The sequence below is a fragment of the Streptomyces sp. NPDC101165 genome (assembly GCF_044768135.1).
GTDB lineage: Bacteria > Actinomycetota > Actinomycetes > Streptomycetales > Streptomycetaceae > Streptomyces.
The window spans coordinates 127,073-145,414 of sequence record NZ_JBIWPG010000020.1 but is presented as its reverse complement, the minus strand read 5'-3'; the positions used below and the strand labels follow the sequence as shown (position 1 = coordinate 145,414).

Here is an 18,342-nt window from a genome sequence, read left to right as displayed (position 1 = left end):
GTGAACCGAGCTCTCCCCGCAGTACAGCTGCGAGTGCCCACCGACGAGGACGCGTTCGCCTGGCACCGGGCCTTCGACGACCCCGAGGTCATGGAGTTCCACGGCGGCAGTTCCGCCGAACTCTCGGTCTACGAGGAGCTGACCGCGCGCCAGCGCCGGCACGACGCGGAGCGGGGATTCTGTCTGTGGTCGGTGCTGGACGACTCCGGTGACGTCGTCGGCTTCACCGGCGCCCAGCCGTGGCCGCACGAGTGGGGGCCGTCGGGCGAGATCGAGATCGGCTGGCGGCTCGGCCGGGCGCACTGGGGCCGGGGATACGCCTCGGCGGCCGCCGAGGCGACCCTGGAGCGACTGCGGGCCCTGGAGGTGCCGCACGTGGTGGCGATGGTCGACGCACGCAACGAGCGCTCCATCGCGGTCACCCGGCGCCTCGGCATGCGGCTCGCGGAGACCTTCGTGACCCCGTCCTCGGAACGCGAGGGGCACTGCTACCGACTTGATCTGTGACCCAGAGTAACCAAGTGTTACAGAAAGCCACATGACGCTTCCGGGCGGCACGCACCCGGGTTACCCTTCCAGTACCGCTGGGGGTGACATCTGTGCGTATAACACCCAAAACACCCGAAGTGCACGTTCCTCGCCTGGTCGGGCTCATGGCCGTGGACGCGCGCGAGACGGCCCAGGCGCGGGGTCTGTTCCTGAACGCGCCGGACCGCCCGGACTTCCACCTCACGGTCGTCGACTACGTCGTACGGCAGTACCCGCAGCCCGGCGCCGAGGTGCCGCGGGACTCCATGGTGTACGTGTGGTTCGACTTCGGTGAAGGTGAGGGCGGCGGGGGCGTGCGCGAGCCACGCATCCCACGGCCGCCCAGGGGCGGAATGCAGCGCGAACTGGGCGAGCCCGGCGACGCCTTCGAGATGATCGACCGGTGAGACGCCGGCACCCGCCGCCGGGGCTCAGCTCTCCTTGAAGCCCCGGTGCAGCGCGACCACACCGCCGGTCAGGTTGCGCCAGGCCACCTTCGACCAGCCCGCCTTGCGCAGCCGCTCGGCGAGCGCGGGCTGGTCGGGCCAGGCGCGGATGGACTCGGCGAGATAGACGTACGCGTCCGGGTTCGAGGACACCGTGCGCGCGACCGACGGCAGGGCCCGCATCAGGTACTCGGTGTAGACGGTCCGGAACGGCGCCCATGTCGGGTGCGAGAACTCGCAGATCACCACCCGGCCGCCGGGCCGCGTCACCCGGTACATCTCACGCAGCGCCGCGTCCGTGTCCTGCACGTTGCGCAGCCCGAAGGAGATCGTGACGGCGTCGAAGGTGTCGTCCTTGAACGGCAGCCTCGTCGCGTCGCCCGCCGTGAACGGCAGCCAGGTGTGCTTCTTCTTGCCGACCTGGAGCATCCCCAGCGAGAAGTCGCAGGGGACCACGTACGCGCCCGTCTGCGCGAAGGGCAGCGAGGAGGTCGCCGTGCCGGCCGCCAGGTCGAGGACCTTCTGCGCGGGGCGCGCGTCGACCGCCTTCGCCACCTCCTTGCGCCAGCGCCGGTCCTGGCCGAGCGACAGCACGTCGTTCGTCAGGTCGTACCGTTCCGCCACGTCGTCGAACATCGAGGCGACTTCGTGCGGCTGCTTGTTCAGGGAAGCGCGGGTCACCCGCCCATTCTTGCAGCACGGCCTCCCGGGATCAGTCGCGGCTTCTTCTTCGCGGCCACGTCCTCCACCCAGCCGCACGCCAGGACGAAGCCGGCGATCAGGACCCAGCCGACGCCGAACATGAACCACTGGCTCTCCAGCGGCAGGTACGTCTCGAAGGCGGGGACGTTCCAGAACCGGTCGATGAGCGGGACGGCCAGGATCAGGGCGATCTCGTGCCAGAGGTAGATCGTGACGGCCCGGGCGTTGAAGATCGTCACGATCCGGTCGGTCCGCCGGAATCGGGTGAGCCGGGCGAAGCCGATCCGGAAGTACGCCTTGGCCCACATCAGCAGCAGCACGAAGCCGGCCGACCAGAAGGCCTGCGCGAGCGGGTTCTCGTCGAGGTCGTACGTGCCGAAGTCCGCCTGGTGCGAGAAGGCGTACCAGCCGCCGTACGGGGACGTCGTACTTGCGCAGGATCGCGAGGACCTGCGGGGTCCAGGTCGGGTTGGGGCCGTCGTCGAAGGTGAGCGCGATGGTCCTGGCCGGGACGGAGACTGTGGTGGCCCGGCCGCCCCGGAAGGTCAGGATCGGGCCGCCGTCGAGGACCTTGCCGGAACCGGCGCCGGTGCGCACGCGCTGGTCGCCGCCGACCTCGGCGCGCAGATAGCCGTCGAGCAGCATCACGCAGGTCAGCGCCAGCAGGAGCAACAGGGCGAGGATGACGCGCGGGCGCTGCAGCGCGGCCGCCCTGCCGCGGACGAGGACACGACCGCCGGCGGAGACGGGGAAGAGGACACGGAGAGGGATGTGGATGCGGATGCGGATGGCGACGGGATGCTGCTCGGGAGGTCCGCCCGGCGGCCGATCCCGCCCTGTGGGCGGATGCCGGGGCCCCGGCCGTCCCGGGCGTCGCCGAAAGGAAGCAGCGAGGACGGGGCGAGGGAGGTGCCCCAGCCCATGAACGCGGCGCCGAGCACACCCGCGTACGCGAGGCAGACGACACCGACGAGCAGGCCGATCCGGCGCAGCACCTTCGAGCGACGTCCGCCGGAGTCGACGAACACGGGCCCCTCGACGGACCCGTTGCCATGTTTGCTACGGCGACCACGCCTGGCGGCGCGAGTTTCGATGGCGGGTTCGGAATGCATTCCTCGGATATTAGGAAGCCTTTATGTGACCCCTTCCCGGGGATTCTTGTGAGCCACCAATGAAAGGCCAATCAAGCTGTATTTCTCCTGAGAATACCGAGGTGAACGGCCTCTACGTGTGAGAGATTTCCTTCCGAACAACCAATTTTGTTTCCGTCCCGAGACGGAGATCACGAGAATGGGTAGGCGCACGATGAGGAGTTCCCTGACGTGGATCACCGGGTTCACCTGCATGTTTGCAGTCGTTGCAACCGGGTGCTCGGCGCCGGGCGGAAGCACGCCCGCCCACGCCTCCTACGTCGCCGACTACGCCCCCTACGTCAGCGCCACCGACGCCTCCGCCACCGACTCCGCCGGATCCCCGGCGGCGTACAACCTCGCCTTCGTGATCTCGGGCGGGAGCGGCTGTACACCGAAGTGGAACGGCACCGAGGCGATCGCCGACTCCGCCGTGAAGTCCCGGATCTCGCGGCTGAAGCAGGACGGCGCCACGGTCCGGGTGTCCTTCGGCGGGGCCTCCGGCAAGGAACTGGCCGCCACCTGTGACAGTGCCTCCGCGCTGGCCGCCGCCTACGCCGAGGCACTGGACGCGGCCGGCTCCACCCAGGCCGACTTCGACGTCGAGGGCGACGAGTTGACCGACTCCGGCTCGGTCGCCCTGCGCTCGAAGGCGATAGCCCGGCTGCAGAAGAACCGGCCCGGCGTGCGGGTCTCCTTCACCCTCCCGGTGATGCCCTCGGGGCTCGACGCGGACGGCCTCGCCCTGCTGGAGTCCGCGAACACGTACGACGTCCAGGTCTCCACGGTCAACCTCATGACGATGAACTACGGCGAGTCGTACTCCGGCGACATGGGCGACTACGCCCTCACCTCCGCCCAGGGCGCGCACGCCCAGCTGAAACGGGTGTTCGAGCTGTCCGACGCGGGCGCCTGGCGGGGCATGGCGCTCACCTCGATGATCGGCGTCAACGACGTGGCCGGGGAGACCTTCACGCTCTCCGACGCCGCGCAGGTACGGAAGTTCGCCGGGCAGAAGGAGATCGCCTGGGTGTCGATGTGGTCGGCCTCCCGGGACCGCCGTTGCGGGGAGGGTGACTCCGTGTCCGACGGCGCGGCGACCGACTGCAGTGGGGTGAAGCAGAGCCCGGGGGCTTTCGCGCAGGCGTTCGCGGGCTGAGCCCGGCGCTCCCCGATACGAGCCGTGATCAGCGGCCGCGGTACACCAGCCGCCCTCCGATCACGGTCGCCACGCAGGTCCCGGCGCCGCGCCGGACCAGTTCGGCGCGGTCCGCGACATCGAACACGGCGAATCGGGCGGGACCGCCCGGCACCAGCCTCGGCAGCAGGATCAGCGGGGTCGGGGACAGCGCCGGCGGGCCCGGGAGACGGTCCGGCCGCTGTCCCAACGCGAGCCCGGCTCGGCGCACCGCGTCGACCACGGCCCTCGACCGCAGCTCCCCGGCCACCGCGACCGTGCCGTGCGCCAGCATCCGCTGCACCCCGCGCCGCGCGCTCGCGCCGAGGCGGACAGGGTCGGTACGGAGGATCTCCCGCGCCCGTTCCCCGCCGATGGGCTCGGTACCCAGGGCATCGGCCTCGCGCGGGTCGGGATGGTAGGTGGCCTCCAGCAGCTCCGGGCCGTACGGGTTCAGCAGTCCCGGCGTCAGGATGCCGGGCCAGCGCCGCACCCTCGCCCGCGGGTGGGCGGCGGCCAGTTCCTGGTACGGGCCGACGGCGGCGACGGACGCCCCGTCGACCACGACCGCCGTCTCGGGCGACTGCTCGGCGACATGAAGTGTCAGCACGGGACCCCTGGCCGGCTCTAGTTGGACGCCAGCAGCTTCAGCTCGGGGTGAGCCGTGCCGCCCGCGATCGCCGTGGACGAGATGTGCGACATCACCCGCTCGTCGACGGGGTCGTTCGCCGGGTCGTCGTGCACGACGAGGTGCTCGTAGGTCGTGGCCCGCTGGGCCGGGACGCGGCCCGCCTTGCGGATGAGGTCGATGATCTCGAGCCGGTTGGAGCGGTGCTTGGCGCCGGCCGAGGAGACCACGTTCTCCTCCAGCATGATCGAGCCGAGGTCGTCCGCGCCGTAGTGCAGGGACAGCTGGCCGACCTCCTTGCCGGTGGTCAGCCACGAGCCCTGGATGTGCTGGACGTTGTCCAGGAAGAGGCGGGCGATCGCGATCATCCGCAGGTACTCGAAGAGCGTGGCCTGGGTGCGGCCCTTCAGGTGGTTGTTCTCGGGCTGGTAGGTGTACGGGATGAAGGCGCGGAAGCCGCCCGTGCGGTCCTGTACGTCCCGGATCATGCGCAGGTGCTCGATGCGCTCGGCGTTCGTCTCGCCCGTGCCCATGAGCATGGTGGACGTGGACTCCACGCCCAGCCGGTGCGCGGCCTCCATGATCTCCAGCCAGCGCTCGCCGCTCTCCTTGAGGGGCGCGATGGCCTTGCGGGGGCGGGCGGGCAGCAGTTCGGCGCCGGCACCCGCGAAGGAGTCGAGGCCCGCCTCGTGGATCCGGGTGATGGCCTCCTCGACCGACACCCCGGAGATCCGGGCCATGTGCTCGACCTCGGAGGCGCCCAGCGAGTGGATCACCAGCTGCGGGAAGGCGTCCTTGATGGCCTTGAAGTGCTTCTCGTAGTACTCGACGCCGTAGTCGGGGTGGTGGCCGCCCTGGAACATGATCTGGGTGCCGCCCAGCTCCACGGTCTCCGCGCAGCGGCGCAGGATGTCGTCGAGGTCGCGGGTCCAGCCCTTGGCGGTGTCCTTGGGGGCCGCGTAGAAGGCGCAGAACTTGCACGCCGTGACACACACGTTCGTGTAGTTGATGTTGCGCTCGATGATGTACGTCGCGATGTGCTCGACGCCCGCGTACTTGCGGCGGCGCACGGCGTCGGCGGCGGCGCCCAGCGCGTGCAGCGGGGCGTCGCGGTAGAGGACGAGCGCCTCTTCCGGGGTGATCCGCCCACCGGCAGCGGCACGGTCGAGGACAGACTGGAGGTCGGCCTTCTCGGTCACCAGGGTCCCTTTCGGAAGGGTTGTGGACGGACTGATCCAGCCTACGCCAGGGGTTTCGGCGGTCCGCGCTCAGGCCGCGTACGCGCCGATCAGCAGCCCGGCAAAGGCTCCGATGATGAGGAAGGGCCCGAACGGGATCGCCGTCTTGCGGCCCGCTCGTCGCGCGACGACGAGGCCACCGCCGTACAACGCCCCGAGCAGGAAGCCGGCGAAGGTGCCGAGCAGGACGGTCGGCCAGCCGTACCAGCCGAGGACGGCGCCCATGCCGAGGGCCAGTTTCACGTCGCCGAAGCCCATGCCGGCCGGGTTGATCAGGTACAGCACGTAGTAGCCGCCGCCGAGCGCGAGGGCGCCGTACAGCGCGGTGAGCCAGTGACCCGCGTGCTCGGGCAGCAGCGCGACGAGGCCGAGCAGGGCGAGCCCGGCGGCCGCGAGCGGCAGGGTCAGCGGGTCGGGCAGCCGCCGCACCCGCAGGTCGACGGCGGCCAGCAGTACCCACACCGGTGCGAGCAGCAGCCAGACCCCCAACTCGGGCCGGGTGCCGGTCGCGGCGGCGAGAGCGGCACAGATGAGGGCGGTGAGGGTGGCCAGGGCGGCGGACGCGTCGCCCGGCGTCCGCGCGCACTCGCCGCACCGTGCCCGGCCGAGCCACCCGCGGATCGGGTGGCCGTCCGGGCACAACTCCCGCCACGGCTCCTCGTCCGGGGCGGCGAAGCGGTAGGCGGCCCGGGGCAGCAGCGCGCCCGCCACCGCGCCCCACAGTGCCGCGACGAGGACCAACGCGCCCATGCTCACGGGGAGATCCTAGGGAGTGCGGCCGGTCGGGGAGGCCGGTCTCAGACAGTCGGCATCGCGTAGACCTCCTGGCCGCCGGTCACCAGCAGCCGGCTGCCCGACCGGGCGATCTGCCAGTAGTCGGTGGCGTCGGTGTTGTCGACCCAGGTCCAGCGGACCTTGCCGGTCCTGGCGTCCAGGGAGATGATGCCGCCGCCCAGCGCGCCGGCGGCCGCGTACAGCGTCGTCCCGGCCTTCAGGAACGTCTCCCTGGGCACGCGGTTGCCCGCCTCGCAGAGCCAGATCCGTTTGGCGTCCTTGACGTCGACGGCCCAGATGCCGTGGTCGTAGTCGGTGGCGTAGAGGACGCCGTCGATGACGGTGGGGTTGTTGAAGCCGCGGCGGCCGTTCGGCGAGAGCGTCCAGCGCGTCCTGCCGGTCTCGATGTCCACGGCGGTCAGCTGCTCGCCCGGCAGGAACACCAGTCCGTTCGCGGCCGTGGGCTGCCAGCTCCAGTCGTCGCCGATCTTCTTGCTCCACAGCTGCCCGCCCGTGGCGGTGTCGCGCACGGTGAGGTTGTAGTTGGAGTCGGCGTAGACGAGGTACTTGCCGGAGACGGTGCCCTCGACGTCGTAGTCCTTGGTGCCCCAGTCGCGCCGCTGCAGCCATGTGGTCCGGCCCGTGCTGTGGCTGACCGCGGCGACGGCCGTGCGGTACTTGGTGGCGCTCTTCGCCTGGCCGTAGTCGGTCAGCGTGACGTAGACGTTCTTGTCGTCGACGGCGATCGTCCGCTCGATGCTCAGCTTCTTGCCGAGCCGGCTGCGCCAGGCCTCGTCGCCGGTCCGTACGTCGTAGGCGACCAGGACGCCGTCGAAGTCGCCGTCGGCCAGGAACACCTTGCCGTCGTGGAAGAGGAGCGGGGCTCCCGAGCGACAGATGCCTTTCCTGGACCAGCGCGGCTTGCCGGTCTTCACGTCGTACGCGACCAGCGGGTCGCCGCTGACCAGGAGCAGTCCGTCGTAGGTGACGAGCGGTACGGAGGTGGCGGTGCTGTCCTCGGCGGCGCTCTTGTGCCACAGCGGCTGCGGGGCCACCCCGGGAGGCGGGGTGGTGAAGGTCTCGGCGGCCGGCTCGCCGGAACTGCCGTGGCTGCGCGGGCCGTCGGACGTGCCGGTGCCGCCGTCCTTGCGCGTCAGCCACCAGGCCGTGCCCCCGCCGACGACGGCGACGGCGGCGGCCCCGCCGAGGGCGTAGGAGAGGGCGCGGCGGCGGGTGGGGGCCGGCGTGGAGGCGTCCGTGGCGCCGAGCCGGACGGTGCCGGGCTGCGGGGTGTCGTGGCCGGGGGCGGGCGTGCCGTAGGCGGGCGCGGGCGTACCGGCCGGCGGATAGCCGTACCCGGCCGCGGGCGTACCCGCCGGCGGATAGCCGTATCCCGCCGCCGGCGTACCCGCCGGCGGCACCGCGGCGGCCGGCATTGTCGGTGCCGGACCGAAGGAGGGTGTTGTGGCCGGCTGCTCGGGTGCCTCCAGGTCGAGGTCCAGGATCCCGCCCGCGTGGGTGGCGATGGTGGACGCCACCGCCGAGGGCAGCCAGTCGCTGAGCACGCCCTCGACGCCCTGCGGGGCCAGTGCCGCCACGATCTCGGCGGGGCCGGGGCGGCCGGCCGGGTCCTTCAGCAGACAGGCCCGCACCAGACCGAGCAGGGACTGCGGTACGTCCGTCAGATCCGGTTCGCCGTGGACGACCTGATAGAGCAGCGCGGCGTGCGAGGCGGCGCCGTCGCCGAAGACGTTGCGGCCGGTGGCGGCGAAGGCGAGGACGGCGCCCAGCGAGAAGACGTCGCCGGCCGGGCCGACGTCCTGGCCCAGGGCCTGCTCCGGGGGCAGGTAACCGGGCGAGCCGACCACGACGCCTGTCTGGGTCATCCGGTTGCCGTCCACCGCCCGCGCGATGCCGAAGTCGATGACTCGGGGGCCGTCGGCGGCCAGGAGGACGTTCGAGGGCTTGAGGTCGCGGTGGATGAGACCTGCCGCATGGATCTCCTGGAGGGCGGCCGCGAGCCCGGCGCCCAGCGCGCGCACGGTGTGCTCGGGCAGCGCGCCGTGCGCGTCCACGACGTCCGTCAGGTCCGGGCCGAGCACGTACGAGGTCGCCAGCCACGGCAGCGGTGCGTCCGGGTCGGCGTCCACGACCGAGGCGGTGTAGTGGCCGGAGACCGCCTGGGCGATCTCCACCTCGTGCCGGAAGCGTCGGCGGAAGTCGGCGTCGGCGGCGAGGTCGGGGCGTACGACCTTCACGGCGACGGTACGGCCACCGGGCGAACGGGCCAGGTAGACCCGGCCCATGCCGCCGGCTCCGAGCCGGCGCAGCATGCGGTAGCTGCCCAACTCCCGCGGGTCGTCCGGCTGCAGTGTCTCCATGGCGGGCGTTCCCCGTCCTTCCCCGTTGCGATGCTTTGCACCGCTGCGCTGCGCGTTGTGACGCGTTGTCCGGACCAAGACCGGTGCGGTGGCGCGCCGTTGGCGTTCGCCAACGCAGACACAGTAGTGACAGCCGGGGAGGGCGGGCAGACGGGGGCGTGGCGCGGTGCCGGGCTAGCCCACCTTCGACATCCGCGACTCCGGGTCGCCCTCGGCCGCGCTCTCCGCGGAGTACCGCAGGTCGTCACCGACCGGCGTCAACTCCACCGGGTGCGGCGCGGGATCGCAGCCGACGTGGTTGCCCCTGGCGCCCACCGAGGTCGCCACGATCCGGGTCTTCGTCACCTGCTCGAGGGTGAGGATGTCGGTGCAGACGCCCCCGAGCTGGTCGGTCTGCTTGAGCCGCCCCAACTCCTTGCCGACGGCCGCCTGGTGGACGGTGAGCCGGAAGGTGCCCATGTCCAGGCTGCCGCCGAGTCCGGTGGCCCGGCCCTCCCAGGTGCCGAGGTAGCGGGCCGGGATCGCGCCCGGCGCCGCACTCGGCTCCTGCGAGTAGCCGTCGGCGGGTGACGACGGCGAGGAGGAGTCGGAGGCGGCCGGCGCGCCGCCCGCCGTGTCGTTCTCCCCGCCGGCCCACGGCCGCAGCAACGCCCCGAGCCCCACGGCGCTCGCGGCCAGCGCCCCCGCCACGGCCAGCGCGACGGTGCAGCTCACCCGCCGCCCGCGCCCGCTCTCCGCCGGCCCGGCGGCCGCCGCCACGCTGACGCTGACCTTCCCGGGAGCCGGCACCGCGTCCTGCGGCTGAGCCTCCGACGGCACGGCCGGAGCCTCGGTCGGCACGGGAGGAGTCATCACCGGAGCCGGTCCGAACTCCCCCGCGGCCACCGCCGGCCCACGCGGGACCGCACCGGATTCCCCGCCCACCGAAGGGCTGTTGAACCGCACCGGCCCCGACGGCGCCGGCTCCGCCGTCTCCAGGTTGAGCAGGTGTACGGCGCTGCGGCTGACCTGTTCCACCAGCGCGCCCGGCAGCCAGCCGCCGGCGACCAGACGGGCGGCGCCCTCGGGGGCGAGCCGACGGGCCAGCTCGGCCGGGGTCGGTCGGGCGGTCGGGTCCTTCGCCAGGCAGGCGGCAGCGGCCTCCCGCAACTCACCGGTCAGGTGGCCGAGCTCCGGCTCCTCGTGGACGACCTTGTAGAGCAGGGCGGCCGAGGAGTCGCCGGGGAAGGGCGGCTCACCGGTCGCCGCGTACGCCAGGACCGCGCCGAGGGAGAAGACGTCGGCCGCGCCCGTGACCCCCTTGCCGAGGATCTGCTCGGGGGACATGTAGCCCGGCGAGCCGACGGAGACGCCGGTCGAGGTCAGGGACGCCGTGCCGTCCGTGGCGCGCGCGATGCCGAAGTCGATCAGCAGCGGGCCGTCCAGGGTCAGCAGGACGTTGGAGGGCTTCACGTCCCGGTGGACGAGGCCCAGTTCGTGCACCGCCGTCAGCGCCTCGGCGAGGCCCGCGCCCAGCGCCCGTACGGTGTGCCCGGGCAGTGCGCCGCCGTCCTGAACGGCGGCGGCGAGGGAGGGGCCGGCCGCGTAGACGGTGGCGGCCCAGGGCACGGCGGCCTCCGGGTCCGCGTCGAGCACGGGCGCGGTCCAGGCCCCGCCGACCCGGCGGGCTGCCTCCACCTCGCGCCGGAAGCGGGCCCGGAACTCCTCGTCCAGCGCGAAGTGCGGATGCACGATCTTCACGGCGACCGTACGGCCGCCCGCGCTGCGGCCCAGGTAGACCCGGCCCATGCCGCCGGAACCGAGCCGGCCGAGCAGCCGGTAGGGCCCGATGGCGGCCGGTTCGTCCGCTGCGAGCGGCTGCATGGCGTCCCCCTCTTCCCCCGGGGCGTCCCGCCTCTCCCCCGGCACGCCTCACTGCCCGCAGCGTAGTGCCGTGGCGATTACGGCTGAAGCAGGTCCACCTTCACGTCCGCAGGGAAGCCGGTCGTCGGGCCCACCCGGCGGGCGAACTCGGTGACCGCGGCCAGCTGCGGCTCGCCGAAGCTGAAGTCGAGGGTGGTGAAGTACTGCTCCAGGGTCGCCTCGTCGAAGGCCTCCCAGCGCGAGGCCTGTTCGGCGACCTTGCCGACCTCCTCCAGGGAGAGGTTGCGGGAGGCGACGAAGGCCTCGTGGACCTGGCGGGTGAGGGCCGGCTCGCGCTCCAGGTAGTCGCGCCGGGCCGCCCAGACCGCGAAGACGAACGGCAGGCCGGTCCACTCCTTCCACATGGCCCCGAGGTCGTGCACGTCCAGGCCGAGCTTGGGCCCGTAGTGCAGGTTGGCGCGCAGGGCCGCGTCACCGATGAGGACGGCGGCCTCCGCCTCCTGCATCATCAGGCCGAGGTCGGGCGGGCAGGTGTAGTACTCGGGCTGCACGCCGAACCGCTCGGCCAGCAGGAGTTGGGCGAGGCGGACCGAGGTGCGGGAGGTCGAGCCGAGGGCGACCCGGGCGCCGTCCAGCCGGTCGAGCGGAACCTGCGAGACGATCACGCAGGACATCACCGGGCCGTCGCAGCCGACGGCGATGTCCGGGAAGGCGACCAAGTCGTCGGCGTTGCGCAGGAACTCGACGAGGGTGACCGGCCCGATGTCGAGGTCGCCGCGCACGAGCTGCTCGCTGAGCTTCTCCGGGGTGTCCTTGGTCAGCTCGAAGTCGAGGAGCGTGCCGGTTCTCGCGAGCCCCCAGTAGAGGGGCAGGCAGTTCAGGAACTGGATGTGGCCGACGCGCGGCCGGGTGCGAGAATTGTCCACATCGCGAGACTAGACCCCGTGCTGTACCGTGCTGAGACCGGCCCCACCGTCAACCCACCCGTCCGGCGCTTCAAACATTCGGGTGACGTGATCTTGACCTCTATTGCTTTCGGCTGCCTGCGTGCTAGGCTCGCCGCAAGTTGCAGTTTGGTTTCCCTTGCAGTACAGAGCCTGCGGAGCATGTGACCGCGGGCTCTCGTCGTTTTCAGACGAATGCGTTGTGCAGCACAGTTTCGCACTTGCAGGTTCTGGAGCAGGGCAACCCTTTTGAGCCCAAGGAGGGCTTATGGCTACCGGAACCGTGAAGTGGTTCAACGCCGAAAAGGGCTTTGGCTTCATCGCCCAGGAGGGCGGCGGCCCCGACGTCTTCGTTCACTACTCCGCGATCAACGCCTCCGGCTTCCGCTCCCTCGAGGAGAACCAGCAGGTGAGCTTCGACGTGACGCAGGGACCGAAGGGTCCGCAGGCGGAGAACGTCACCCCCGTCTGATCACTGCCTGATCGCAGAACCTGAGTGCAGTACCCAAGGAGCCCCGCGCCGCAAGGCGACGGGGCTCCTGCCTTTTCCCGTTCATTTCCGGTTCACATGTGCTGCATGATCAGTACGAACTTTGTCCCGATGGTGAGCGCTTCGTATGCATGCGGGACATCACCGCGGTAGGACATGTAGTCCCCGGGCGCCAGTTCGACCGTCTCCCCACGCGGCCCCGCCCTGACACCTCCCTCTGTGACCACGATGTGCTCCGTGGTCCCGGGAATGTGCGGTTCGGAATCCCGTACGGTCCCGGGCTCCAGCCAGACGTAATAGATATCCCTGCGCGCACCCGGCGGGCTCGCGGACAACAGAGTCGCCAGATAGCTGGACTGCTCGGAGTGCACGGTGGGTCCCGCGCCGGCCCGGATCACCTGGACCGAGGGCGTGGGCGGCTCCACGAGGGCACTGAAGGGCACCCCGAGGGCCACGGCCAGCGCCCAGATCGTCTCCATGCTCGGATTCCCGCTCGCCGCCTCCAGTTGGGACAGCGTGGACTTCGCGATCCCGGCGCGCTTGGCCAGCTCGGACAGGGACAGCCCGGTGCGGGTGCGCTCGCGTCTGAGGGACGCGGCGATCCATTCCATCGGGAGCCGGGCGGGCGGCCCGGACGGTGCCTCGGACATGTCGTTCGCTCCATCGGTACGATCGTTCGCCTTGACGGACTGGATGTTCACTGTTCATTGTAGAAAACATGCGTTCGCTCCTCCGAACACGCTCGCTCCGCCGCACAGAGCCCGGCACACCGGAGACCGGCTCACTGGTCCGGGACAGCTCCCTCGTCTGGCTGGCCGGCGGCATCGTCGGCGTCTCCTTCGGCGCGGTCTCCGTCGCGGGCGGGCTGCCGGTGTGGGTCCCGGTGCTGATGTCGCTGGTGGTGTACGCGGGATCGGCCCAGTTCAGCGCGGTCGGGGTACTCCTCGCCGGAGGCGGCCCGCTGGCCGCCGCGGCCACCGGCCTGCTGCTCAACACGCGTACGGCCGCCTTCAGTCTGGCGGTGGCCGAGACCATCGATACCGGTCGCGCGACCCGTTTCCTGGGTGCGCATCTCGTCACCGACGAGACGGTCGCCTTCGCCCTCGCCCAGCCCGACCCGCGACAGCGGCGCCGGGCGTTCTGGATCTCCGGGCTCGGCCTGTTCGCCGTGTGGAACACCGGCGTCCTGGCAGGGGCCCTCGCCGGCCGCGCCCTGGGCGACACCGCACGCTACGGCCTCGACGCGGCCTTCCCCGCCGTCCTGGTGGCCCTGGTCCTGCCGACCCTGCGCGCCGACGCGACGGTACGGCGCTGCGCCCTGCCCGGCGCCGCCCTGGCCCTCGCCGCGACGCCCGCGGTACCGGCCGGGGTGCCGGTGCTGCTCGCACTGACCGGGCTGTTCCTGCACCGCCGCCCCGCCGGGGCCGCCGTATGAACGCCACGGTCGCCATGATCCTGGCCCTGGCCGTCGGCACGTACGCCTTCCGCCTGGTGGGCCCGTTGCTGCACGGCCGGGTCACGGTCCCGGCCCGGGTGCAGGAGCTGGCGTCGACGGGCGCGATCGTCCTGCTCGTCGCCCTGCTGGCCACGGACGCCCTGACCGAGGGCGGCGGCTTCGCGGGCTGGGCCCGCCCGGCCGGGGTGCTGGTCGGTGGTGTCCTGGCGTGGCGAAGGGCGCCGTTCGCCGTGGTGGTCCTGGGCGCGGCGGCGACGACGGCACTGCTGCGGCTGGCGGGGGTGGCGTAGGCCGGGGCCGTCGGAAGGCCCGACTGTCAGTGGCCCTGGCTACGGTCGCTCCCCATGACCGACTCCCACGGCATGACCGACTCCCGCGATTTCCTCGCCGCCACCCGTACCTTCTACGACACCGTCGCCGACGACTACGCCGAGCAGTTCCGGGACGCGTACACGGGCAGGCCCCTCGACCGGGCCCTGCTCGCCGCGTACGCCGAACTCGTCGGCTCCGGCGGGCCGGTGGCCGACCTCGGCTGCGGCCCCGGGCGGGTCACCGCGCACCTCGCCGCCCTCGGCCTGGACGTCTTCGGGCTCGACCTGTCCGAGTCCATGCTCGCGATCGCCCGCCGCGAGAACCCCGGGCTGCGCTTCGAGCAGGGCTCCATGCTGGACCTCCCCCTCGCGGACGGCACGCTGGCCGGTGTCGTCGCCTGGTACTCGACCATCCACACCCCGGTGGACGAACTCCCTTCCCTGTGCGCCGAGTTCCACCGCGTCCTGTCCCCCGGCGGCCACCTCCTGCTCGCCTTCCAGGCCGGGGAACACACCCGCCGCCACGACCGCCCCTGGGGCCATCCGGTGGCGCTGGACTTCCACCGGCGCCGCCCCGAGCACCTGGCGGAACTGCTCACGGACGCCGGTTTCGCACTCGGCTCCCGCACGGTCCGCGAAGCCGACACCGCCCTCGGCGAACCGGTCCCCCAGGCCTTCCTGTTCGCCCGGAAGCCCGCCTAGGGGCGGTTGAAACCAGGAGTACCGGGAGCCCGCCCCGTGCCGGGAACCGGCGGGGACGGCATGGGGATCGCTCGCCACGAGCATCGGTTGCGGCGTCGGGAAGAGGCCCGGCGACCGGATCACGATCCGTCTCTTCCTGGGGGTTCGACCTATGCGCGCCATCGCACTGCGTACGAAGACGGTTCTGACCGCGCTCACCGGGGCCGGTGTCCTGGCACTCGGCACCGCTGCGGCCGTCCCGGCGACCGGTGTTCAGGACGCCGTGGTGCGCATCGCCTCCGGCCTGTCGGGGCACCAGGCGCAGTCCGGGCCGGCTCTGGCGGACGAGCGCCCGCCCGGCCTCGTCCACTACTGACGGCGTTCGCGGACCGCGCACTGCTGCATCGACGGCACCGGCCGGGCTCACGCCCCGTCGGTGCCGTTCTTCATACGAGCTGCCCCGTAATTTCCGCCGTCCACAAGGTCATTGCCTAGAAACGCCGCCCCGCGTCCGTCACTCGCATCGCGTCGTACAGCACCTCCGCCGCGCCCCGATGCTGACGTGCCATCGGTTCGTCGCCCAGCGCCTGCGCCGCCTCCGCCATACCGTGCAGGGCGCGGGCGGTTTCGAAACGGTAGCCCAGGCGGGAGGCCAGATCGTGGGCGTGACGATGCAGTTCCATCGCCTGCTCGGGTGCGCCGCTGCGCAGGTGGACCAGGCCCACCACGTTGGCCACGGTCGCCTGGCGCAGGGCCGTGCCCTCGGCGGAGACCAGGTCCAGGGCACGCTCGGCGTGTTCGGCGACCGAACGCATGTCGCCGAGGCGCTGACAGACCCGCGCCCACTGGGCGAGGACGACAGCTACATTCGCGGGTTTCCGGGACTCGTCACACAATTCGAGAGCTTGGGCGAGGCAGGCCCTCGCCCGCTCGTCCTCGCCGGTGCCGAGGTGGGCCAGCGCCAACCAGGTCAGTGAGGAGATCTCATTGCTGCGTTCGCCCAGGCGCCGGTTCAGCTCGGTGGCTTGAGCCGCGTACCGGGCCGCCTCGGCATAGCGGCCCGCCCAGGTCTCCACGGTGCTGAGGTTGGCCAGCGCCACAGCCTCCGCCCGAGGCGAGCCCAGCTCCCTGTGCAAGGCGATGCCTTGGTCCAGGTAGATGCGCGCCTCGTCGAAGTTGCCTATCGCGCCGTGCAGCATGCCCAGCACGTCGATGCACATCGCCTCGCCTCGGCGATCCTCGGTCGCGGCCAGCCCCAGGGCCTCCTGGGCGGTGGTGATCCCGTCCTGGAAGTCGCCCAGCCACCAGTGGGCCACGGCCAGGTTGCCCAGGCAGACGCTGAGCAGCGCCGAGTCGCCGAGCTGTCGGCAGGCATCGACACCGATGCGGCCGACCACCCGGAACTCCTCGTAGTGGCCCCGCAGGTCCAGGTAGAAGAGCAGGTCGCGGGCGAGCAACGTGGCGGAGCGGTGCAGGCATCGGGCGCCGGCCTGTGCGACAACCGCGAGCAGTGCCTCGTGTTCCCGGTCGAACCAGGCCAGAGCTTGCTCGTCGCCGTCCAGCCGGGGCAGTTCGGGCGCGCTCGGTTCGGCCGGGTTGTCGAACCGGTCACGACCGGGGAAGAGCATCTTGCAGGCCTGCTCGGTGGCCAGCGCGTAGTACGCCACGAGCCGCTCGACCGCGGCCCCCTCGTCGTCCTCCGCCTCCCGCACACTGATCGCATACGTCCGTACCAGGTCATGGAAGCCGTACAGCCCCGCCTCGTGCTGTTCCAGCAGATGCGCGTCGAGCAGATGCTCCAGAACGTCCTCGGCGTCGTGGACGTCGGTGCCGAGCAGCGCCGCGGCCGAGTGGACGTCGATCGCGCTGCCGGGGTGCAGGCCGAGCAGCCGGAACGCGACCCGCCGGTCCTCCTCCATCGCCTGGTACGACAGCCGGAGCGTGGCCTCGACGCTGCGTTCCCCTGCGCTCATCTCGCGCAGCCGCCGGGTCTCGTCGGCAAGCCGGTCGACCAGGTACTGGACGGTCCAGCGGGGGCGGTTGCGCAACCGGGCGGTGGTGATGCGCAGGGCGAGGGGCAGGCCGCAGCACAGCCGGGCGAGCTGGTCGACGGCCTGGGGCTCGGCGGCGGTGCGGTCGGCGCCGAGCATCCGGGTGAGCAGCGTGGTGCTGTCGTCGGCCGAGAGCAGGCCGAGCGGGAGCCACTCGGCGCCGTCGAGTTCGAGCATGCGGACCCGGCCGGTGAGGATGGCCAGGCAATCCTCGGAGGTGGGCAGCAGCGGCCGTACCTGGGCGGCGTCGGCGGCGTTGTCGAGGAGGAGCAGGAGCTTCCGCTGGGCGGAAACGGTTCTCCATAGGGTGGTGCGCCGCTCCAGGTCGTCCGGTATCCGGTCGTCCGGGATGCCGACGGTGCGCAGCAGGGAGTGCAGGACCGCGCCCGGCTCCTGCGCCTTCTCGCCGGGGCTGAATCCGCGCAGGTCGACGAAGAGCTGCCCGTCGGGGTAGTCCGGCGCGAGCAGGTGGGCGGCGTGCACGGCCAGGGTGGTCTTGCCGCTGCCGCCCATGCCGTCCACGCCGACGATCCGGGCGCACCCGCCGGCCGGGGCCCGGCCCACCGCCAGCAGCCGGGCCAGCTCCTCGTCGCGGCCGGTGAAGTCCGGCAGGTCGTAGGGCAGGGTGCAGGGCGCGGGCTCGGATCCGGACGGCCGGTCGAGGGGAGCCGGTACGAGATGGGCCGCGCGGTCGGCCACGGACTGCGGTACCCGGGGCGCCACCTCGGGGCTGTCGCGCAGAATGGCTTCGTACAGCCTTGTCAGTTCGGCGCCCGGGTCGATGCCCAGTTCCTCGACGAGCAGTTCGCGCACTCGGCCGAACTCCTCCAGCGCCTCGGCCTGCCGGCCGCCCCGGTACAGGGCGAGCATCAGCCGCCCGCGCAGGGTCTCCCGCAGCGGGTGTGCGGTCACCAACTCGCGTAGAGCTCCGACAAGTTCGGTGGACTGGCCGAGTTCCAGCTGTAGTTCGAAGTACTGCTCGGCGACGGCCATGTGCCGTTCCTCGAGCGCGGCGGAGGCCGCGGAGATCACCGAACCACCCGTTCCGGCCATGACCGGGCCGCGCCACAGGTCCAGACAGGCCCGCAGATGCCCGACGGCCTCGGCCGGCTGCCCGGCGGCCACCGCCTGCCGGGCCTCGGCCGAGCGGCGGCCGAACTCGTGCAGGTCGAGCTGGTCCTCGCCGAGGACGGCCCGGTATCCGGCGCCGTCGGTGACGATCAGCCCGGCACCGCCCGGGATCCGGGTGCGCAGCGCCGCGACGGCCTTGCGGATCTGGTGGCCGGCGGTCTGCGGCGGCTCGTCGTCCCAGGCCGCGGCGACCAGCCGGGGCACCGGCACCATGCGCCCCGGCTCCAGTAAGAGCGTGACCAGAACGCGTTCCTGGGTCGGGCTGCCGAGTCTCAGCCGGCGGTCGCCGTGCCAGCCCTCCAACGAGCCGAGGATGTTGAAGCGCACGACAGGCCGAGCGGATACCGCCGACTCCACGAACCCTTCCCCCCCGCCCCATCGCGTTGCCCGGCCCGAGATGATCGGGACAAT

The 18,342-nt window shown here is 71.9% G+C and carries 17 protein-coding genes and 2 pseudogenes; 8 read left to right on the top strand and 11 right to left on the bottom strand.

Features of this window, described 5'->3' with window-relative positions; translation table 11 throughout:
- Together ACIRVH_RS35335 and ACIRVH_RS35330 are read left to right on the top strand one after the other, a co-directional pair.
- A complete protein-coding gene (locus tag ACIRVH_RS35335; RefSeq protein ID WP_403962134.1) occupies positions 1 to 507 on the top strand; it encodes a GNAT family N-acetyltransferase in 507 nt (168 codons plus the stop codon).
- A 119-nt stretch (positions 508 to 626) separates the two neighbouring features.
- Positions 627 to 935, top strand: coding sequence for a PASTA domain-containing protein (locus ACIRVH_RS35330; RefSeq protein ID WP_403962131.1), 309 nt, complete (start codon positions 627 to 629; stop codon positions 933 to 935).
- A 24-nt stretch (positions 936 to 959) separates the two neighbouring features.
- Here ACIRVH_RS35330 and ACIRVH_RS35325 read toward each other — a convergent pair whose 3' ends face one another.
- From ACIRVH_RS35325 to ACIRVH_RS35315, 3 genes and pseudogenes are all read right to left on the bottom strand, one after another.
- Positions 960 to 1,655 carry a demethylmenaquinone methyltransferase gene (locus ACIRVH_RS35325; protein ID WP_403962250.1) on the bottom strand — a complete coding sequence of 232 codons (696 nt, stop codon included), beginning with the start codon at positions 1,653 to 1,655 and terminating at the stop codon, positions 960 to 962.
- Positions 1,652 to 2,092, bottom strand: a pseudogene (locus tag ACIRVH_RS35320) (acyltransferase); the annotation flags it as partial. The pseudogene ACIRVH_RS35320 and the gene ACIRVH_RS35325, both read right to left, overlap by 4 nt.
- Before the next feature lie 43 nt (positions 2,093 to 2,135).
- Positions 2,136 to 2,321, bottom strand: a pseudogene (locus ACIRVH_RS35315) (hypothetical protein); the annotation flags it as partial.
- 660 nt (positions 2,322 to 2,981) lie between these two features.
- Between ACIRVH_RS35315 and ACIRVH_RS35310 the strand changes: the two are divergent.
- Positions 2,982 to 3,965, top strand: coding sequence for a chitinase (locus tag ACIRVH_RS35310; RefSeq protein WP_403962128.1), 984 nt, complete (start codon positions 2,982 to 2,984; stop codon positions 3,963 to 3,965).
- A gap of 28 nt (positions 3,966 to 3,993) precedes the next feature.
- On the opposite strand, the gene ACIRVH_RS35305 is transcribed toward ACIRVH_RS35310, so the two are convergent.
- The 6 genes from ACIRVH_RS35305 to ACIRVH_RS35280 all read right to left on the bottom strand — a co-directional run bounded on the left by ACIRVH_RS35305 (position 3,994) and on the right by ACIRVH_RS35280 (position 11,793).
- Entirely contained in the window at positions 3,994 to 4,593 is a 600-nt protein-coding gene (locus ACIRVH_RS35305) for an imidazolonepropionase-like domain-containing protein (RefSeq protein ID WP_403962125.1), read from the bottom strand.
- 17 nt (positions 4,594 to 4,610) lie between these two features.
- Positions 4,611 to 5,810, bottom strand: coding sequence for a cyclic dehypoxanthinyl futalosine synthase (mqnC, locus tag ACIRVH_RS35300; RefSeq protein WP_403962122.1), 1,200 nt, complete (start codon positions 5,808 to 5,810; stop codon positions 4,611 to 4,613).
- 69 nt (positions 5,811 to 5,879) lie between these two features.
- Positions 5,880 to 6,599, bottom strand: a complete 720-nt coding sequence (locus ACIRVH_RS35295) for a prepilin peptidase (RefSeq protein WP_403962247.1) — start codon at positions 6,597 to 6,599, stop codon at positions 5,880 to 5,882.
- Positions 6,600 to 6,646: 47 nt separating this feature from the next.
- The gene (locus tag ACIRVH_RS35290) at positions 6,647 to 9,004 is read right to left on the bottom strand and encodes a PQQ-binding-like beta-propeller repeat protein (protein WP_403962119.1); all 2,358 of its coding nucleotides are present in this window, start codon (positions 9,002 to 9,004) and stop codon (positions 6,647 to 6,649) included.
- A 174-nt stretch (positions 9,005 to 9,178) separates the two neighbouring features.
- A complete protein-coding gene (locus ACIRVH_RS35285; RefSeq protein WP_403962116.1) occupies positions 9,179 to 10,867 on the bottom strand; it encodes a protein kinase in 1,689 nt (562 codons plus the stop codon).
- A 77-nt stretch (positions 10,868 to 10,944) separates the two neighbouring features.
- Positions 10,945 to 11,793: a menaquinone biosynthetic enzyme MqnA/MqnD family protein gene (locus ACIRVH_RS35280; RefSeq protein ID WP_403962113.1), complete on the bottom strand. Its 849-nt coding sequence runs from the start codon at positions 11,791 to 11,793 to the stop codon at positions 10,945 to 10,947.
- 286 nt (positions 11,794 to 12,079) lie between these two features.
- Here ACIRVH_RS35280 and ACIRVH_RS35275 point away from each other — a divergent pair, with 286 nt between their 5' ends.
- On the top strand, positions 12,080 to 12,283 hold the full coding sequence (locus ACIRVH_RS35275) for a cold-shock protein (protein ID WP_003992177.1): 204 nt from the start codon (positions 12,080 to 12,082) through the stop codon (positions 12,281 to 12,283).
- Between the two features lie 92 nt (positions 12,284 to 12,375).
- On the opposite strand, the gene ACIRVH_RS35270 is transcribed toward ACIRVH_RS35275, so the two are convergent.
- On the bottom strand, positions 12,376 to 12,951 hold the full coding sequence (locus ACIRVH_RS35270) for a helix-turn-helix domain-containing protein (protein ID WP_403962110.1): 576 nt from the start codon (positions 12,949 to 12,951) through the stop codon (positions 12,376 to 12,378).
- A gap of 68 nt (positions 12,952 to 13,019) precedes the next feature.
- On the opposite strand from ACIRVH_RS35270, the gene ACIRVH_RS35265 reads away from it, so the two are divergent.
- The 4 genes from ACIRVH_RS35265 to ACIRVH_RS35250 all read left to right on the top strand — a co-directional run bounded on the left by ACIRVH_RS35265 (position 13,020) and on the right by ACIRVH_RS35250 (position 15,125).
- Positions 13,020 to 13,736 (top strand): AzlC family ABC transporter permease, encoded by a 717-nt coding sequence (locus ACIRVH_RS35265; RefSeq protein ID WP_403962107.1) that lies wholly within the window; start codon positions 13,020 to 13,022, stop codon positions 13,734 to 13,736.
- Entirely contained in the window at positions 13,733 to 14,047 is a 315-nt protein-coding gene (locus ACIRVH_RS35260; RefSeq protein WP_403962104.1) for an AzlD domain-containing protein, read from the top strand. The genes ACIRVH_RS35265 and ACIRVH_RS35260 overlap by 4 nt, the downstream gene beginning before the upstream one ends.
- Before the next feature lie 72 nt (positions 14,048 to 14,119).
- Positions 14,120 to 14,770 carry a class I SAM-dependent DNA methyltransferase gene (locus ACIRVH_RS35255; protein ID WP_403962244.1) on the top strand — a complete coding sequence of 217 codons (651 nt, stop codon included), beginning with the start codon at positions 14,120 to 14,122 and terminating at the stop codon, positions 14,768 to 14,770.
- A gap of 151 nt (positions 14,771 to 14,921) precedes the next feature.
- Entirely contained in the window at positions 14,922 to 15,125 is a 204-nt protein-coding gene (locus ACIRVH_RS35250) for a hypothetical protein (protein WP_403962101.1), read from the top strand.
- Between the two features lie 115 nt (positions 15,126 to 15,240).
- On the opposite strand, the gene ACIRVH_RS35245 is transcribed toward ACIRVH_RS35250, so the two are convergent.
- The gene (locus ACIRVH_RS35245; RefSeq protein ID WP_403962099.1) at positions 15,241 to 18,288 is read right to left on the bottom strand and encodes an AfsR/SARP family transcriptional regulator; all 3,048 of its coding nucleotides are present in this window, start codon (positions 18,286 to 18,288) and stop codon (positions 15,241 to 15,243) included.
- Positions 18,289 to 18,342: the final 54 nt, after the last annotated feature.

Coding starts and splice junctions, on each gene's coding strand:
- ACIRVH_RS35310 (WP_403962128.1), top strand. CDS start 2,982: ATGAGGAGTTCCCTGACGTGGATCACCGGGTTCACCTGCATGTTTGCA.
- ACIRVH_RS35295 (WP_403962247.1), bottom strand. CDS start 6,599: ATGGGCGCGTTGGTCCTCGTCGCGGCACTGTGGGGCGCGGTGGCGGGC.
- ACIRVH_RS35290 (WP_403962119.1), bottom strand. CDS start 9,004: ATGGAGACACTGCAGCCGGACGACCCGCGGGAGTTGGGCAGCTACCGC.
- ACIRVH_RS35285 (WP_403962116.1), bottom strand. CDS start 10,867: ATGCAGCCGCTCGCAGCGGACGAACCGGCCGCCATCGGGCCCTACCGG.
- ACIRVH_RS35275 (WP_003992177.1), top strand. CDS start 12,080: ATGGCTACCGGAACCGTGAAGTGGTTCAACGCCGAAAAGGGCTTTGGC.
- ACIRVH_RS35270 (WP_403962110.1), bottom strand. CDS start 12,951: ATGTCCGAGGCACCGTCCGGGCCGCCCGCCCGGCTCCCGATGGAATGG.
- ACIRVH_RS35265 (WP_403962107.1), top strand. CDS start 13,020: ATGCGTTCGCTCCTCCGAACACGCTCGCTCCGCCGCACAGAGCCCGGC.
- ACIRVH_RS35260 (WP_403962104.1), top strand. CDS start 13,733: ATGAACGCCACGGTCGCCATGATCCTGGCCCTGGCCGTCGGCACGTAC.
- ACIRVH_RS35255 (WP_403962244.1), top strand. CDS start 14,120: ATGACCGACTCCCGCGATTTCCTCGCCGCCACCCGTACCTTCTACGAC.
- ACIRVH_RS35250 (WP_403962101.1), top strand. CDS start 14,922: ATGCGCGCCATCGCACTGCGTACGAAGACGGTTCTGACCGCGCTCACC.